The sequence below is a fragment of the Nocardia arthritidis NBRC 100137 genome (assembly GCF_001612765.1).
GTDB classification, from domain to species: Bacteria; Actinomycetota; Actinomycetes; order Mycobacteriales; family Mycobacteriaceae; genus Nocardia; species Nocardia arthritidis.
In genome coordinates this window covers 127,299-143,981 of the sequence record NZ_BDBB01000013.1, presented here as the reverse complement: position 1 = coordinate 143,981, position 16,683 = coordinate 127,299, and the positions used below count along the sequence as shown (strand labels likewise).

15 protein-coding genes are annotated in these 16,683 nt (G+C 65.8%); 9 read left to right on the top strand and 6 right to left on the bottom strand.

Annotation, left to right across the window (positions count from 1 at the left end; translation table 11 throughout):
- Positions 1-209: 209 nt before the first annotated feature.
- On the bottom strand, positions 210-2,150 hold the full coding sequence (dnaA, locus tag NA8_RS11495) for a chromosomal replication initiator protein DnaA (RefSeq protein WP_063050353.1): 1,941 nt from the start codon (positions 2,148-2,150) through the stop codon (positions 210-212).
- Positions 2,151-2,785: 635 nt separating this feature from the next.
- On the opposite strand from dnaA, the gene rpmH reads away from it, so the two are divergent.
- The 9 genes from rpmH to NA8_RS11455 all read left to right on the top strand — a co-directional run bounded on the left by rpmH (position 2,786) and on the right by NA8_RS11455 (position 12,226).
- Entirely contained in the window at positions 2,786-2,929 is a 144-nt protein-coding gene (rpmH, locus tag NA8_RS32620) for a 50S ribosomal protein L34 (protein ID WP_006550910.1), read from the top strand.
- Positions 2,930-2,950: 21 nt separating this feature from the next.
- A complete protein-coding gene (rnpA, locus tag NA8_RS11490) occupies positions 2,951-3,382 on the top strand; it encodes a ribonuclease P protein component (RefSeq protein ID WP_063050352.1) in 432 nt (143 codons plus the stop codon).
- Positions 3,379-3,777, top strand: coding sequence for a membrane protein insertion efficiency factor YidD (yidD, locus tag NA8_RS11485; RefSeq protein ID WP_063050351.1), 399 nt, complete (start codon positions 3,379-3,381; stop codon positions 3,775-3,777). The genes rnpA and yidD overlap by 4 nt, the downstream gene beginning before the upstream one ends.
- Before the next feature lie 4 nt (positions 3,778-3,781).
- The gene (gene yidC, locus NA8_RS11480) at positions 3,782-4,864 is read left to right on the top strand and encodes a membrane protein insertase YidC (RefSeq protein WP_063050350.1); all 1,083 of its coding nucleotides are present in this window, start codon (positions 3,782-3,784) and stop codon (positions 4,862-4,864) included.
- 156 nt (positions 4,865-5,020) lie between these two features.
- On the top strand, positions 5,021-5,527 hold the full coding sequence (locus NA8_RS11475; RefSeq protein ID WP_051175727.1) for a Jag family protein: 507 nt from the start codon (positions 5,021-5,023) through the stop codon (positions 5,525-5,527).
- Between the two features lie 141 nt (positions 5,528-5,668).
- Positions 5,669-6,460, top strand: coding sequence for a 16S rRNA (guanine(527)-N(7))-methyltransferase RsmG (gene rsmG, locus NA8_RS11470; protein WP_084466699.1), 792 nt, complete (start codon positions 5,669-5,671; stop codon positions 6,458-6,460).
- 2,748 nt (positions 6,461-9,208) lie between these two features.
- Positions 9,209-10,162, top strand: a complete 954-nt coding sequence (locus tag NA8_RS11465) for a ParA family protein (RefSeq protein WP_040871376.1) — start codon at positions 9,209-9,211, stop codon at positions 10,160-10,162.
- A gap of 70 nt (positions 10,163-10,232) precedes the next feature.
- Positions 10,233-11,246 (top strand): ParB/RepB/Spo0J family partition protein, encoded by a 1,014-nt coding sequence (locus NA8_RS11460; RefSeq protein WP_063050349.1) that lies wholly within the window; start codon positions 10,233-10,235, stop codon positions 11,244-11,246.
- A 251-nt stretch (positions 11,247-11,497) separates the two neighbouring features.
- Entirely contained in the window at positions 11,498-12,226 is a 729-nt protein-coding gene (locus NA8_RS11455) for a hypothetical protein (RefSeq protein WP_063050348.1), read from the top strand.
- A gap of 67 nt (positions 12,227-12,293) precedes the next feature.
- Here NA8_RS11455 and NA8_RS11450 read toward each other — a convergent pair whose 3' ends face one another.
- From NA8_RS11450 to sigM, 5 genes are all read right to left on the bottom strand, one after another.
- Entirely contained in the window at positions 12,294-13,487 is a 1,194-nt protein-coding gene (locus NA8_RS11450) for an N-acetylmuramoyl-L-alanine amidase (protein ID WP_063050347.1), read from the bottom strand.
- Positions 13,488-13,647: 160 nt separating this feature from the next.
- Complete coding sequence (trxA, locus tag NA8_RS11445; RefSeq protein WP_063050346.1) at positions 13,648-13,980, bottom strand: thioredoxin; 333 nt, start codon at positions 13,978-13,980, stop codon at positions 13,648-13,650.
- A gap of 54 nt (positions 13,981-14,034) precedes the next feature.
- Positions 14,035-15,051 carry a thioredoxin-disulfide reductase gene (gene trxB / locus NA8_RS11440; RefSeq protein WP_063050345.1) on the bottom strand — a complete coding sequence of 339 codons (1,017 nt, stop codon included), beginning with the start codon at positions 15,049-15,051 and terminating at the stop codon, positions 14,035-14,037.
- Between the two features lie 109 nt (positions 15,052-15,160).
- Complete coding sequence (locus tag NA8_RS11435) at positions 15,161-15,949, bottom strand: RsmA family anti-sigma factor (protein WP_063050344.1); 789 nt, start codon at positions 15,947-15,949, stop codon at positions 15,161-15,163.
- A gap of 102 nt (positions 15,950-16,051) precedes the next feature.
- Entirely contained in the window at positions 16,052-16,633 is a 582-nt protein-coding gene (gene sigM, locus NA8_RS11430) for an RNA polymerase sigma factor SigM (RefSeq protein ID WP_063050423.1), read from the bottom strand.
- Between the last annotated feature and the right edge of the window lie 50 nt (positions 16,634-16,683).

Below are 16,683 nucleotides of genomic sequence, written 5' to 3'. Positions count from 1 at the left end.
AGGTCAGGCCCTGTGTGCAAGCACGCCTGGGGAAACTGTGGAATTCGCCCTGTGAGGGGACTCGAGGAGGCGATCACCGCGCCCTGTTAGCGGATCGGTGGACAAACCAGGGGATTCCTCGAGGACTCCACAAGAATTCCTCGAGGAATCCACAACCTACAAAAAAGCACCGCCCCAGGTCAGGGGCGGTGCTTGGGTGTGGATGCCGCTCAGCGAGAGCGCTGCTTGATCCGGGCTGTGAGTTCCTGCACCTGGTCGTAGACGCGGCGCCGCTCGGTCATCTCCTTGCGTACCTTTTTCTCCGCGTACATCACCGTGGTGTGGTCGCGGCCGAACGCCTGACCGATCTTCGGCAAAGACAGGTCGGTCAGCTCTCGGCACAGATACATGGCGATCTGCCTGGCCTGGGCCAGCGGGCGAGCCTTGCCGGGACCGGTGAGCTCTTCCAACGTGGTGTTGAAGTACTCCGCCGTGACGGCCATGATCGTGGCCGCGTTGATCTCCAGCGCGGCGGTGTCCGGCATCAGGTCGCGCAGCACCACCTCGGCCAGCGGAAGATCCAGCGGCTGGCCGTTCAACGAGGCGAACGCGGTCACCCGGATCAGCGCGCCCTCCAGCTCGCGAATGTTGCGCTCCACCCGGCTGGCGATCAACTCCAGCACGTCGTGCGGCACATCGAGCCGGTCCATGCGCGCCTTCTTGCGCAGGATGGCGATGCGCGTCTCCAGCTCCGGCGGCTGCACATCGGTGATCAGTCCCCATTCGAACCGCGTCCGCAGCCGCTCCTCCAGCGTGGCCAGCTGCTTGGGGGGACGATCCGAGGAGACCACGATCTGTTTGTTCGCGTTGTGCAGCGTGTTGAAGGTGTGGAAGAACTCCTCTTGGATGCCTTCCTTGCCCTCGATGAACTGGATGTCGTCGACCAGCAGGATGTCGGTCTCGCGGTAACGGCGCTTGAACGCGACCTTGCGGTCGTCGCGCAGGCTGTTGATGAAGTCGTTGGTGAACTCTTCGGTCGACACGTACTTGACCCGCATGCCCGGGAAGAGACGCTGCGCGTAATGGCCCGCCGCGTGCAGCAGGTGTGTCTTGCCCAATCCCGAGGCGCCCCAGACGAACAACGGGTTGTAGGCGCGGGCGGGAGCTTCGGCGATGGCGACGGCCGCCGCATGCGCGAAGCGGTTGGACGCGCCGATGACGAAGGTTTCGAAGGTGTACTTCGCGTTCAGGCTGGCCGAGGACGTCGACGGAGCGGGCGATTCCTGTGACTTGGCGAAGTAGGTCGGCCACGAGTTGCGGACGTTCACCACGGGCTCGTCGTCGTGATCGCCGCGCGGGCGTTCGGTGACCGGCTCACGTACCGGATCGTGCGCCAATCCCGTGTCGTCGTCGGTGGTCTCGCGCAGCGGTGCACGGAGCGGGCCGCGCGCGCTGCCCGGCGACGGTTCGGGGTTGAACAGCGACTCCTGCCCCGGCGGGATCGAAGGCTCCCGGCGCGGTGGAAGTCCGGGTTCGCGGCGCGGTGCGACCTCCGGCCCGGACATCATCGGCAGCTCGGCCGTCGTGGAGTACTCACCGTGCTGTGGATAGTCGGTGTGGGCGTACTCCGGCTGGCGGTACTCCTCCGGCGGAGCGAAGTCCTGACCGTAGTCGGCGCCCGGGTAGTCGGAGCCGTCGTTGTACGAAGACGCCGCGGGGAAGTCGGCGGCGGGTTGTGCATAACGCGGCCCCGGGTATGCGTCGCGGCCGGGGAATTCCGAACCCGGGTAGGCGGCGGGAGCCCGGCCTTCTCGTGGGCGCTCGGGCCTGCTCGTCATCCGCGCGTGCCGTGGGGTGTTGCTCTGGCGGTCGACGGTCGGGGTGGTCGGGGCGGCGATGCGGACGCCGAGTCCTTCCACCTGGGGGCCGAGCCTGCGGCCGAGGGAACGGAGGATGGGCTCGCGCAGATCGCGCTCGATGGCCTCCTGGGCCAGCGACGAGGGCACGGAGAGCAGGGCGAACCCCTGTGCGACCGTCAACGGCTTGACCAGTTTCAGCCAGGCCTGCTGTGCCCGGGTGACCGGAGGGATGGCGCCGTCCGGCGATCCGGTGGTCAGCTCGCTGACCACCTCGGGCCATACGGTGGCCAGCACGTTCTGCTCGTCGTCCATGCAGTTTCCTCCCCGGAGTAGGTCGATAGGAGCAGACGGCCGGTGCACGCGCGGAGTGTGATGCTCGGGGGTGGCCCCGTGATCCTGCGTACGTCCGTAACCGGTTCGGACGCTGTCCGGGTCCCCCATCAGGACAGCGGCTTGGGCACCGTCGGCCCTACGAATATGCCACTCCAGGGGTCTTTCCACACAATTATCCACAGATGTGGAGAACCCTGGAGAGCTGTGAATCGCGCGCATGCGCGGAAAAGGCAACGCTGCGACCTGCGGTTCTGCAGCAATCGTCTGGCTACGTACCTTAGTGGCCAGAGCTACGCGATGGCTAGGGGTGTGGACGAACTCACGGAATGGCCGGAACGTCTGACTCCAGACGACTGATTACCCCTGGTCGCCGGGGCCGGGGAAAGAGGGGGGCGAGTTTGACCCGTCCCGGACCGGTCAGTACCCTCGTACAGTCACCCCTTGGTGCGGTGGCGGTCTTGTGCTGACCGCGTTTAGGTCGTGGATCGACCGACTGTGCGCCAGGACCGACGCGCGCCGATGATGACCAGACCTGCGATTCATTCGCGCAATACACGTATCACCGACAAGCTTCGGGCACCACCTGGTGCCCGCCTACTCGAGGAGTGTTGACCGTGGCCAAGGGCAAGCGGACGTTCCAGCCGAACAACCGTCGTCGGGCGCGGGTTCACGGCTTCCGCCTCCGGATGCGCACCCGTGCGGGTCGCGCCATCGTCTCGGCGCGTCGCCGTAAGGGCCGCGCCTCCCTCACTGCCTGATCCTCGCTCTCGGACGCTCGGGTGTTGCCTGAGCCGTATCGGTTGCATCATCGTGCCGACTTCTCCCGGACGGTGCGCCGCGGCCAGCGAATCGGGAGGCGTGATCTGGTCGTGCATGCGCTCGCACACGGGTATGACGGAGTTGTGGGCGCGAATGGACGACATGATCAGGTCCCGGACGACCTGCTGGTCCGCGTAGGCGGGCCGCGCTTCGGGTTGATCGTCAGCAAGGCGGTGGGCAACGCGGTGATTCGACATCGCGTTGCCCGCCGCCTGCGTCATATGTGCGCCCAGGTGGTCGACGAACTGCCGCCAGGGACCGATGTCGTGATCCGTGCGCTTCCGGGCGCCGCGACGGCTTCGTCGGAGGACCTGCTGCGCCAGGTGCGCACCGCACTGCGCAAGCTCGGCTTCGGTGCCGAGACGGGCGTGTCGACGGGCGGCCAGGCATGAGCCTTTGGGCGAAGATCGCCAGACTGCCCGTGAACGTGCTGATCTTTTCGATCGAGCTGTATCGGACCTACGTCTCCCCCACCCGCATGCCGGTGTGCCGTTTCACCCCGACCTGTAGTGAGTACGCGGTTACCGCACTGCGCACTCGGGGCCTGTTCATCGGGCTCGGACTGACGGTCGTGCGCTTGGCCAAATGTGCGCCCTGGCACCCTGGTGGGTGGGACCCCGTCCCGGAGCGGAAGCGGAGCACATCCCGCGCCGAGCCGGCGGACGGGGCAGCGACCGACGCGGCGACGCAGGAACCGAGCCTGCCCGCCGAACCGCGGTCGGAGCCGAACGCTTGTAAAGGATCGCCGCACGCGGTGATCGGCGACACGAACGACGGGAGTGCATAGAGCCGTGCTCGACTTCATTTATTACCCGGTGTCCTGGATCCTCTGGTTCTGGCATCGAGTCTTCGGGTTCGCGTTCGGCGCGGACAACGGTCTCACCTGGGCGCTGGCCGTGGTGTTCCTGGTGTTCACCTTGCGCCTTGTGCTCTACAAGCCGTTCGTCAAGCAGGTGCGCACCACCAAGCAGATGCAGGAACTGCAGCCGCAGATCAAAGAGTTGCAGAAGAAGTACAAGAACGACCGCCAGAAGATGGCGGTCGAGATGCAGAAGCTGCAGAAGGACAACGGCTTCAACCCGCTGATGGGTTGCCTGCCGATCCTCGCTCAGGTCCCGGTGTTCCTCGGACTCTTCCATGTGCTTCGCTCGTTCAACCGGACCGGCCACGGCCTCGGTCAGCTCGGGATGACACCGGAGCAGAACGCGAACACTGCGAACTACGTCTTCAGCGCGGCCGATGTCCAGTCCTTCCTGAGCGCCCGCATCTTCGGTGCGCCGATCTCGGCGTTCATCACCACACCCGTCAACGAACTGCAGGCATTCGCCAGCTACGGCGGCGTACCGAGCAAGCTGAGCATCGCGCTCGTCGCAATTCCCCTGATGGTCATCGCCGGTCTGGCGACCCACTTCAACGCCCGCGCGTCGGTGGCGCGGCAGACGCCGGAAGCCGCGGCCAATCCGCAGGCCGCAATGATGAACAAGCTCGCGCTGTGGGTGTTCCCCCTCGGCGTGCTCGTCGGTGGCCCGTTCCTGCCCATCGCCATCCTGCTGTACTGGGTCTCCAACAACATCTGGACCTATGGGCAGCAGCACCTCGTGTTCGGTCGCATGGCGAAAGAAGAAGAAGCCAAGAAGCAGGCGAAGCTGGAGCAGCGCGCGCAGAACGCGCCGAAGCCCGGCGCCAAACCGGTCAACGTGAAGAAGAAGCCGGCATCCGCCGCCGCGGCTGACGCCGGGTCGGACGAGGACACTGCTGTCGCATCGACGAATGGCACCGCGAAGCCGTCGAAGCAGGCCGCGGGCCAACGCCGACCGGCCGGCCAGAAACGGCCGGGCAACCGGGGTAGGGCGAATCAGAAGCGCAAGCGCTGACGACCGATCGGTGGGCTGATCCGCCCACCTCGACCGCTGAGCAACCTTGATCGCGAATACCGCCCGGCGGCGAGTGCCCGGCGCGCGCGATGAGCAGATGAAGGAAATCAAATGACTGTTGAGACCGACGGAGGGGATGCCACCGTGGCGACGACGATGGCGAACGCCGAGGCGGACACCGGCGATGTCGTGACCGATGCCGAGGAAGCACTCATCGAGGAAGGCGAGATCGCCGGCGACTACCTCGAGCAGTTGCTCGACGTACTGGACTTCGACGGCGACATCGATCTCGACGTCGAAGGCGACCGGGCCGTAGTGAGCATCGACGGCGGACGTGATCTGACGAAGCTCGTCGGACGCAACGGCGAGGTGCTCGACGCGTTGCAGGAGCTGACTCGTCTCGCCGTCCAGCAGGCGACCGGAGTGCGCAGCCGGCTGATGCTGGATGTGGCAGGCTGGCGGGCCAAGCGGCGGTCCGAACTGAGCGAGCTCGGTGCGGCCGCAGCGCAGCGAGTGCTGGACTCCGGCGAGCCGGAGTCGCTGGCGCCCATGACGCCGTTCGAGCGCAAGATCGTGCACGACGCGGTGGCCGCGGTGGAGGGCGTCAGCAGCGAGAGCGAAGGCGTGGAACCGAACCGGCACGTGGTGGTCGTTCCAGGCTGACTCGCGGCATCCCCAAGGGGGCGGCATGTTTCGCGGCCCGGACGGGTAGTGGTTGGATAGGGCCTCTGGTCTTCGGATCGGGGGCCTTGTTCGTGTCCGGAGCCCGATTGCTCGCTCGTAGATCGACCCGAGTTCGGAAGGATGTTTCACGTGGAACGAGATCTCGGTGGAGCCGCCGCGGTACCCGCGGAGCTGGAGCCACCCGCGTCGGCGGCCACCGTCTTCGGCGACCGACTCGATCTCGCGCGTCGATATTGCACAGCGCTCGCGACCGCGGGCGTGGAGCGCGGCCTGATCGGCCCACGCGAAGTACCCCGCCTCTGGGATCGCCACATCCTCAACTGTGCAGTCCTCGGAGAGTTGATCGCCGAGGGAGCCTCCGTGGTCGACATCGGCAGTGGTGCCGGCCTGCCCGGTATCCCGCTTGCGATCGCGCGGCCGGACCTGCGGATCACCCTGGTCGAACCACTGCTGCGTCGAACCGTCTTTCTGAGCGAGTTCATCGAATCGGTGGACTTGGATGTAACCGTGGTGCGAGGCCGGGCCGAACAGTCCGGCGTGATGAAAGAAGCCGGCGGCGCGGACGTTGTCACGTCTCGCGCGGTAGCCCCGCTCGGCAAACTCGCTCAGTGGTCACTCCCCCTCCTGCGCGACCACGGGCACATGCTCGCACTCAAGGGCTCCAGCGCAGCAGAAGAACTGGAACGCGATGGCGCCGCGATGGCGAAAGCCGGAGCCGGCAATGCGGTCGTGCTGCAATGCGGTGTCGGCCTCGTGGCCACACCCACCATGGTGATCAGCGCCGAGCGGCTCCCTCGCGCCGAGCGCAGTTCCCTGCGGCGGGCAGAACGAGCGGTCGAGCGTGGAGCTAAGGCAGGGCGGACGGCGACGACGGAGCGCAGACGCAAGCGTGCGGCGCGCAAGGCCAAGTAGAAGCTTCGATGCCGAAGCTTCCTAGCTGGACCTAGGGCCTGGGTGCATTTCGTCACCTTGACGAAATGGTGGAGTAGAGCGCGGCGAAGCGGAGTTGTTTCGTCCCGGCGACCACGGTCACCCTCGGCCGCGGAAACATCACCCAGAGCGTGCCAAGCTGTCCGGCTGCAGATCCGTGCGAGCCCAGCATTCGCGCGTTGTCCGGGTCGAGTTCGACGCGGTGGATTACCTGCGGGCTCGAACAGCCAGTGCTGCGCGCCGTCGGAACGCTGCCGCGGCCACACGGAGGACACCAGCCCGGTCACTGGAGCGAAGACGGCAGCAGGACCGCGTCCGGCGGCGCGCCGATCAAGCGGAACTATCCGAGGCAGTAGCGAGGTCTCCTCGCAGACTGGGCGACGTCGAGTCGAAGCGCCACTACCTCCGAATGTTTCACGTGAATCGGAGCCGCGACACCGTGATGCACGGCCAGCGCGCTCGACCATCCCAATGTTTCACGTGAATCGCAGTCGATTCCTTGCCTGGACATGAAGTGTGAACTTTGCAGCCGCTCCAGTCGGGTGAGGCCGGAAGGATCGTCTTCGGCGGGCGGTTCGGGCGCTGATAGCGGCCGATGCGATCAATTCCACCGCGCGACGGTTAAGGGAGTCCTCTGCGCCGCTTGAACTCGCGGTGCGACGAGAGGCCCTGCTTCCAGGAGCGCTGTGCGAACCAATCTTTTGGCACTCACTTGCAGACAGGGTTAGCCGGGCGTGACCGCGTGTGCCTTGTGGTCCGGAAGGCCAAGCCAGTCCGTTGAGTATCTGGACAGCACACTCGTGTCATGCCGGGCTGCTGAGCAGAAACGATCGAGTATTGAGTTACGCCTCGAGCCGTCCCTATTGCGCCCCGGTCTTGGTTCGCGCCAACGACAGACATGCTGCGCGGCGGGGGTGCAAGCGTACAGACGAGGCGAGTACACGCGGAGGGGGTCAGCACGCGCCGCGGAGGTGGGTGCGCGCAGGCGAAAGTGAGCGCGCGGCGGAGCGGATGTGTGCAGCGGCGCCAATGAGCGGAACGCGCGAATAGCGACAGCCGGGTGGATTGTCGAGGGAGTTCGGGGCGAGCAGGAGAGCGAAGCGCGCAAAGGTACGGGCGCACCGAAACAGAAGGGGCGGGGTGCGCCACGCAGAAGATGTGTACGGACGGGCGGAATGCAGGCGTGAAGGCAGAGGGCGCACACGAAGGTGGAGGGCGCACACGAAGGTGGAGGGCACGAAGGCGAGGGTGCGCGCAAGAACTGAGCGTGCGGAAGGGGGGGGAGGGCGGGGAGAGCCAAGGAACTGAGCGCACGGAAGGGCGGTGGGCGCGAATGGGCGGGAGGGCGCGAGAACCGCGGGGCGCGGACGAGCGGTGGGCGCGGACGAGCGGTGGGCACCGGAAGAGCCGAGGAACGCGCAAGACTGAGCGCGCGGAGGGGTGAAGGGCGCGGAAGGGTGGGAGAGCGCGACAACCGAGAGTGCGTGCGAACAGAGATCACAGAAGGCGAAGAGCGCGCACACGTGAAGGGCACACATCACGAACAAGGTGCGAAAGGGCGGAGCGCGTAGGCCGAAGGGCAGTGAGTTTGGAGGGTCACCGATTGACGGATCGTGGTAATACGGCACGGAGCATGATGCGGCTGCGACACCGAATAGCAAGTGCCCGAAGCGGGCAGGCTGTTGGGCCCGAGGAGGTTTCCCTTCAATGGGCGAAACGCTCACGCGCTGGAGAAGTGGTTGTATGCAGGGGGTGCGACCAGTTCATCGAGTGGCGGGGGTTGTGGGCCGTCTTGCGTGGAGGTTGCGGCACAGGATGATTCACGTGAAACATCGGCTGCGGTGCTGAACAGACCGAGGCGTCAACTGGCTGGTACTCCCTTCAACCGGGTCGTCAGCCGCTCTTTCCATCGGAGCTGCCGCTTCCTGTGCTCCAGCCTTCCGGCGGCGCGCTTGTCCGCCTCTGCCCCACGCTCGATCGCTGCCGCATCCCAAAGCGGAACACCGGTGGCCTACTGCGGTGCGCACTGAAACGCTCGACCGCTTTCGCTCACCAGCCGCGGCATGACGCGCCCGCTATTCATGTACCCCATGCCGATGCGCTCCCCAGGATCTGGCGGGATCGCCTGTCCGTGATCGCATTCGGCCGACTGCAATCCCTCACCTCGTCGGACCTCGCCGCATTCGTGACCAGGCAAGGCCATCGAAGGAACGAAGAAACATCCGCTGGACGGACAATGCTGGGGTGAGACGACCGGAAGCGGGCCGGCCAAACCGACGCTGCGACCCAGCTGTCCGGTCCTCTGGATCCGTCCTCCGTCCTCAGTCCGCCACGTCCGGTCGAACCGACCCGCCCACTGGTTCGCGGCCAATGTTTCATGTGAAACAGCGGGCGTGGCGGAGTGATTTCGTGCGGATTTGCGTGTCGCTCTGCGCCTCGCCGCGATTCAGCTTTCTTAAACCGCTCAGTGCTGGCAAGCTAGTGTCCGTCGGGCGTGAGCGTAGGTGCCACGGAGGGATCTGATTGTCACAGCGGCGAGGAGCTCCGCTCGGTCGATCGGGCGCTGCGGACCCGGTTGTGCATCGTGTTCGATCCGACAAAGGCTGTTGCTGGCACGGCGCCGATCCGTCCAATCGCGCGTACGTGTTCTGAAGTTTCTCGGGTTAGGAGCTGTCTATGTCGAGCGGTCCGGCGAATGTTTCACGGGAAACAACGTCGCGCGTGCCGGGGATGCTGGACTCCAGCAATTTCGACGCGGAGGCATTCGGAAATACGCCGTTCGGGCACATCTCCCCCAGTGAGACCCCGATAGCTGCCGAAGCGCAACGTGCAAGTCAGGTCCTCCATCCAGGAAAGGTGACTGTGCCGAAACCGCACGAGCAACGCATCATCACGATCGCCAATCAGAAGGGCGGGGTCGGGAAGACGACCACCACCGTGAATCTGGCGGCTGCCCTGGCGCATCAGGGGATGACGGTTCTCGTGATCGATCTCGACCCACAGGGCAACGCCAGCACGGCCCTGGGTATTGAGCACCATTCGGGCGTCCCCTCCAGCTACGAGTTGCTCATCGGCGAGGTCTCGGTGAGGGATGCAATCCAGACGAGTCCGCACAGTGAGCGTCTCCTGTGCATCCCCGCGACCATCGATCTGGCGGGCGCCGAGATCGAACTCGTGTCGATGGTGGCTAGGGAGGGTCGGCTGAAAGCCGCAATCCAAGAGGCGAATATCGCCGGTTACGACATCGACTACGTGATGATCGACTGCCCGCCTTCCTTGGGTCTGTTGACGGTGAACGCTCTCGTCGCGGCGAAGGAGGTGCTGATCCCGATCCAGTGCGAGTACTACGCCCTGGAGGGCGTCGGTCAATTGCTCCGCAATATCGGACTGGTGCAGGCGCACCTGAATCCGGAACTCCACGTCTCGACGGTGATCCTCACGATGTACGACGGTCGGACCAAGTTGGCGGACCAGGTCGCCGAGGAGGTCCGCGGGCACTTCGGCGATGTCGTGCTGCGGTCGGTGATCCCGCGCAGTGTGAAGGTGTCCGAGGCGCCGGGTTACGGCATGACGGTGCTCGATTATGATCCAGGCTCCCGGGGCGCGATGAGCTACCTGGATGCCGGACGCGAGATGGCGGCCCGCGCGGTGCCGCGCGTCGCCGCGACGAAGTCGGCGGAGTGACTCGGCGGGCCGGGTCGACACTCGGCACAGTTCGGTTTGGTGGCGGAATGAGGAAGGGGTCGGTAGACCGATGAGTCAGGCGAAGAAGGGTGGGCTCGGGCGCGGTCTCGCCGCGCTGATTCCGACGACACCGACGGCCTCTCCGGGCCTCAGCAGCGCCGCTGCGAGTGTCATCGGTCTGGATCCGGTCGGGCCGCAGCCCCCCTCCACCTATCTGCATCGGGTACCGGATCCTGACGACAACGCCGAACTCGAGGCAGGCGGAGCCGTCTACCGGGAGATCCCGCCGGACCAGATCGAGCCGAATCCGAAGCAGCCGCGCACGGTTTTCGAAGAAGACGCCCTGGCCGAGCTGGTGCATTCGATCCGCGAATTCGGTCTGATGCAGCCGATCGTGGTGCGCCGGACGGAGCCGGGCGTGGACCGCTATCAGCTGGTCATGGGCGAGCGGCGCTGGCGAGCGTGCCAGGAAGCGGGTCTGGCCGCCATTCCCGCGATCGTCCGGGAGACCGCGGACGAGTCGATGCTGCGCGACGCCCTGCTGGAGAACATCCACCGAGTGCAGCTGAACCCACTCGAAGAGGCGGCGGCCTACCAGCAGCTGTTGGAGGAATTCGACGTCACCCACGAGGAATTGGCCACGCGAATCGGCCGCTCTCGACCGGTTGTGACGAATATGATCCGTCTACTGAAGTTGCCGATCCCGGTGCAGCGCCGGGTCGCGGCGGGCGTACTGTCCGCCGGGCACGCGCGAGCACTGCTCGGTCTCGAAGCGGGTGCGGACGCTCAAGAGGTGCTCGCCGCCCGAATCGTCGCCGAGGGACTCTCGGTCCGGGCCACCGAGGAAGCTGTCATGCTGGCGAACCGAGAGCAGGACGCGGCCGCGCCCTCTCCCGTCGTCCGTCGCAAGCCAATCGAGATGCCAGGCCTACAGGCCGTGGCCGATCGGCTGTCCGGCTCCTTCGACACCCGGGTCCTCGTGAGTATGGGCAAGCGCAAAGGCAAGATCGTCGTCGAATTCGGGTCGGTCGAAGACCTCGAAAGGATCGTCGCCCTGATGGAGCAGAGCGCGCCCCAGGTGTGACAGAAGTGACGAAATTAAACTTGTGGTTTCGACAGGTGCGAGTCCCCGACTGAAACGTCACTGTGACGGCGGGGTTTCGCGCGGTCGTGGAGCGCGCGTCGCTCCCGGCGAAGCAACACAAGTTCTATTGACCAACAGCACAGCGACATGGAATGAGGCGGGTTCCCTTTGATCGCTTATTCTTGCTGGCGAGCAAACTTTGATGCGACGTGAGCGTGGATGAATCGGACAGCTGGAGGCTGAGCAGAGCAGTGTCGACCAGCGTCACAGCACTAACCCTCGGCGGACTGGAAAAGCTTCCCGCGCATGCGCGGCGCTGTGTCTTCTGGGAAATGGACCCCGCGGTGGCGGAGGACTCACGCAATTTCAGCGATCCGGTGTTCGAGAAGGAAGCTTGGCTGTCCACAGTCATGCTGGAGTGGGGTTCGTGCGGACAGGTGGCGAACGTCGACGGCAGCGTCGCCGGCTGTGCCTTCTACGCACCGCCGAGGGTGGTACCACGGGCCGCGCTCTTCCCCACCTCCCCCGTGAGCCCGGACGCGGTCCTGCTGACCACGCTGCGGGCTGAATTCCCGTATCAGGGTGCCGATGTAGCCCATCGCCTGGTCCAGGCTGTGGTAGCCGATCTGGTGCGTCGTGGCGTGCGCGCTCTGGAAGCGTTCGGCATCCGTACCGACCCGGCGACGCAGGCGCTCGCGGAGCGATCCGGCTCGATGACATTGCTCGAGCGGATCGTCGCACCGATCAAGGGGGCGGGTGCGGCGGGGGCGACGACCGAGTGCTCGCCCGAGAGCTGCATGATCGACGCCGACTTCCTGGAGGATGTCGGCTTCGAGGTCGTGGCCCAGCATCACCGATTCCCCCGCTTGCGGTTGGAACTCGACTCGGACCACGGCTGGAAGGAAGACGTCGAACGGGCGCTGGATCAGCTGCTCGCGGCGGCATCGATGACCGCGCCGACCCGTATCGGGGCGCGCTGACGCAGACGCCGAAACGCCCCCTGCCGAGTCAGAAGGCAGGGGGCGTTTCGTTGCGAGGAAGCCGAGACTACATACGGTCCGCGGCGGCCAATTCTTCGGCCAGCAGCTCCGCGAACGTGTAGGTACCGGTCGGCTGGTCGTCCTGCCCGAGCAGGTACAGCCGCTTCACCGAGATCAAGATGGCTTCGGCGATCACGTCGCGCATGCGCGGGTTGGTGAGCACCGAGGCATCGTATTCGTTGGTCAGATAACCGATATCGACCTGCACGGTGGGCATCTTGGTGAGACGCAACAGATCCCAGGTTCGCGCATGGGTTCGACAGTCCTGCAAGGAGGTTCGGGCGACGACCTCCCGCTGGATGAAGCCGGCCAGCACCTGCCCGATCATGGACACCGAGCCGTGCGAGTTGCCGAAGTAGAATCCGGCCACACCGTTGGCCAGCGGGCTCGGGTTGGTGGCGCAGCGCAGCGAGATCATCAGGTCGGCGTCGAAGGCGTTGGACGTGTCCGCGCGTTCGACGTCGGTGGGGTTGGCGCCCCACGGACGCGACAGGAAGGTCTCCATGCCCGTGGCCGCCATCCGCCCTTCCAGACGGCTGGCCAGGTCCCACAGGATTTCCGACTCGTAGACCTCGCCATACTCGGAGGGCACGGCGCAACCCTTGTCCGGACCGCCGAGACCCGGATCGATGACGATCCGCTTGCCGGTCAGCTGAGGCCCCGCCCGGTGCACGACCTCTTCCTCGGCGATCCGGTGCGGATTGCCTCCGGTCACCCTGGCGCCGAGCAGATCCAGCGAGCGCAGGGTGTCGGGACCGCAGATGCCATCCGCGGACAGCCCGATCTCCCGCTGGAAGGCGGTCAGCGCGTCATGGGTGTGCGGACCGAAGTAGCCGTCGACGCGGTGCACATAGAACCCGAGGTCCTGCAGCCTGCGCTGAAGCGTGGCCACGTCGTCGCCGTACAGCGGCGCGGACAACTGGTAGATCAGCGTGCGCGCACCGAGCCGGTAGGACGCTTCCTTCAGTGCCCGGTAGGTGGCCGGGCCGACCACGCCATCGACGAGCAAGCCGCGATGCTGCTGGAATGCGCGAACCGCGGAGTCGAGGTGGTGGTCGAAGGAGACTTCGGTGTCCTTCCAATACTCGCGTGTGTCCGCGCGATCGGTAGCGACATGCGCGTGTAGGAACCCGAGGCTTGCCAGGGTGCTCCGAACCTCTGCTACGGCTGGACCGGAATCGCCGTGACGAAGTCGGTGCATGCGTGAGAGCCCTTTCCTTCCGTCAAACCCGCGGGTACCCACTCATGCGATGGGATACACCTTCGCACGACCGGAACGTCGGTCGATTGTCTCAGACCCGGACCGGGTTTCGACAATCCCCGGGTCCAGGCATCGTACGGCGCGTCGTCGGATCGCGCCGTCAGATGACGTCTTCGAGTTCGCGCAGAAGAGCCGCTTTGCCCTTCGCCCCGACGATCTGCTTGACCGGCTTACCGCCGCGGAACAGCATCATAGTGGGCAGCGAGAGGATCTGATAATCGCGGGCAGTGCTCGGGTTGGCGTCCACGTCCACCTTCGCGACGGTCAGCTTGTCCGCGTACGCGGCCGCGATCTCCTCCAGGACGGGCGCGACCATTTTGCACGGTCCGCACCAGTCCGCCCAGAAATCGACGAGGACGGGCTTCTCACTCAGCAGCACCTCGTCGGCGAAGGACGCGTCGGTGACGGTGACCGTGTTGGCGGACTTGGACATGAGTGTTCTCCTTGCGATACAGCGAGATGAAAGGTGTTGCTCGTTCGCGCGAGTTCAGTTGGCGGGGACGGTTACCGACTCACCCGCGTGGGCGAGGGTGTTCGAGGTGATGTCGCCCTGGTCGGCCAACCAGCGCTCGGCGTCGATGGCCGCTCGGCAGCCCGTGCCCGCGGCGGTGATCGCCTGGCGGTAGGTGTGGTCGACGAGATCGCCCGCGGCGAAGACGCCGGGAATCTCGGTGGCGGTGGTCGGGTGCTGCACCAGTACATATCCCTCGTTGTCCAAGGCGACCTGGCCCTTGACGAGTTCGCTGCGCGGGTCGTGACCGATCGCGACGAACAGGCCGGTGGCGGCCAGTTCGGAGGTCTCGCCGGTCCGGGTGTCACGCAGAGTCAGATGGGTGACACTGGTCTCACCGTGCACCTCGACCACTTCGGCGTTGAGCGCGAACTTGATCTTCTCGTTCGCCTTCGCCCGCTCCAGCATGATGCGGGAGGCGCGGAACTCCTCGCGGCGGTGCACGATGGTGACGCTGGCGGCGAACTTGGTCAGGAACGTCGCCTCTTCCATCGCGGAGTCGCCGCCGCCGACCACCACGATGTCCTGGCCCTTGAAGAAGAAACCGTCGCAGGTGGCGCAGGCGCTGACACCGCGGCCGAGCAAACGCTGCTCCCCCGGAACGTTCAGGTAGCGTGCGGCCGAGCCCATGGCGAGGATGACGGCGTAGGCCTCGAAGGTCTCCCCGCCGACGACGACCTTCTTGATCGGGCGGGTCAAGTCGACGGCATCCACGTCCTCGGTGCGGATCTCCGCGCCGAACCGTTTGGCCTGCTCGCGCATCTCCTCCATGAGATCAGGGCCCATGATGCCGCCGCGGAAGCCGGGGAAGTTCTCGACTTCGGTGGTGGTCATCAGCGCACCGCCGAACTGGGTCCCCTCGAACTGCAGCGGCTGGAGCTCGGCACGGCCCGCGTAGACGGCAGCCGTGTAACCGGCGGGTCCGGAGCCGATGATGATCAGGTCGCGAACTGGCGTGCCGGTGTCGTTTCTTTGCTCGCTACGCTCGCTCATGGGGCCCTTCCGGGAAGATTCGATCGGACGTGTCGGTCAACAACAGGGTAATGGCTGTTGTTCCCGGCTTGTCCGGGTCACACCCGTGTGCGTGGCGCAGATCGCAAGGTCAGCCGATGTCCTGCAGTGCCTTGCGCTGCGGATCGCCGGTACCGCAGCCGGTCCCGACTACCAGCGCGGTGATCTTGGGCGGTTGCGGGCCGTTGAGCAGGATCAGCACCGCGTTGCCGCCCTGGAATCTGATGTCGGTCGACCCGAGCACCGTGCGGTCGAGACCGTTGGCCCGGACGCAACGTTCGAGCGCCTCCGGGCCGGCCAGCGATCCGGTGACGCTGTGCTTGCCGAGCGCGCTGAGGGCCACGGTGGCGGTGAGATCGTGACCCCAGTCGTCGTTGCCGGGGGTCGGTTGCGCCGTGGGCGCGGGGTCATCGCCGTCGAAGGACGTCGAGAACCAGGCACCGGCGCCCGCCACCGTGACGATCGCCGCGGCCGCGGCCGCGAGCCAGCGCGATCTGCCGCGCCGACGCTCATCGAGACCCACCGGCGCCGATCCGGAAACCTCCGCTCCCGCAGCGGATTCGCGCGCCCGCGCGGGGGGAAGCTGGTAGACCGTGGCGTTCTCTGCCTGAGCATCCTCGGGTGGTTCCAGTTCGTCGACGAACAGAGCGAGCCGTGCTGCCACGTCCTCCGGCATCGAATGGATGATGTGCTCATCCCGGCCGAGAGCACGCAACTCGGTGGTGACCTCATCCAACGCGTCCAGGTACCGCACTGCCTCCGGGTCGCGCGAGACCCCCGGCCACAGCTGCTCGCGCTGCGCCGATGTCACATTGTCGGCATGCAGGTCGGCCAGCAATTCGGGCGTGAACGGGGGCTGCGGCACGGACCGGGTAGCCATCGCACCTCCGTTGTTCGCATCTGACATCGCGGGGATCCCCTCGCCGACGGGACCTGCCTCTGAATCGTTCAGTGGTTCGTCACTATTAATGACGCATCCCAACTACCTCCGGTTCCCCGGATCACGCAGATAATCCAATCGCTCTTTCAACCGCTGCCGCCCGCGGGCGCACCTGCTTTTGATCGTCCCCTCCGGCACACCCAGCAACGCGGCCGCCTCGGCCACGCTATACCCCTCCACATCCACCGCGACCAACGCCGTCCGCTGTTCCGGCGGCAACGAGAACAACGCGCGATCGACGACCATCGACATCTCCACCGCCGCCATCTCGTCGCGCTCATCCCTCGGCTCGGGCATCGACTCCGGCGACAACGACACCGCGCCCCTGGTCTTGTTACGACGAATCCGATCCAGGCACGCGTTCACCACGATCGCGTGCAACCAACTACGCACCTGGGCCTCCGCACGAAACGCCCCCGCCGTGCGATGCGCCGACAACAACGCATCCTGCAACGAATCAGCAGCATCCTCCCGCGTATACGACGTACGCAACGCCGTCTGCCACAGATGATCGTTATGCCTGCGCAGCAACTCGGCGAACGCATACCGCTGACCACTCACATGCGCCCGCAACAACTCCACATCGGTGCACTCACCGAGCACGAGGGAACGCTCGTGACACATCACCGGCCGCGACGCCCCCCTGCCCAGCTCCTCGTTCACTTCGGACGACA

Coding starts and splice junctions, on each gene's coding strand:
- dnaA (WP_063050353.1), bottom strand. CDS start 2,150: ATGGACGACGAGCAGAACGTGCTGGCCACCGTATGGCCCGAGGTGGTC.
- yidD (WP_063050351.1), top strand. CDS start 3,379: ATGAGCCTTTGGGCGAAGATCGCCAGACTGCCCGTGAACGTGCTGATC.
- NA8_RS11475 (WP_051175727.1), top strand. CDS start 5,021: ATGGCGAACGCCGAGGCGGACACCGGCGATGTCGTGACCGATGCCGAG.
- rsmG (WP_084466699.1), top strand. CDS start 5,669: ATGTTTCACGTGGAACGAGATCTCGGTGGAGCCGCCGCGGTACCCGCG.
- NA8_RS11465 (WP_040871376.1), top strand. CDS start 9,209: ATGCTGGACTCCAGCAATTTCGACGCGGAGGCATTCGGAAATACGCCG.
- NA8_RS11460 (WP_063050349.1), top strand. CDS start 10,233: ATGAGTCAGGCGAAGAAGGGTGGGCTCGGGCGCGGTCTCGCCGCGCTG.
- NA8_RS11450 (WP_063050347.1), bottom strand. CDS start 13,487: ATGCACCGACTTCGTCACGGCGATTCCGGTCCAGCCGTAGCAGAGGTT.
- trxA (WP_063050346.1), bottom strand. CDS start 13,980: ATGTCCAAGTCCGCCAACACGGTCACCGTCACCGACGCGTCCTTCGCC.
- trxB (WP_063050345.1), bottom strand. CDS start 15,051: ATGAGCGAGCGTAGCGAGCAAAGAAACGACACCGGCACGCCAGTTCGC.
- NA8_RS11435 (WP_063050344.1), bottom strand. CDS start 15,949: ATGGCTACCCGGTCCGTGCCGCAGCCCCCGTTCACGCCCGAATTGCTG.
- sigM (WP_063050423.1), bottom strand. CDS start 16,633: ATGTGTCACGAGCGTTCCCTCGTGCTCGGTGAGTGCACCGATGTGGAG.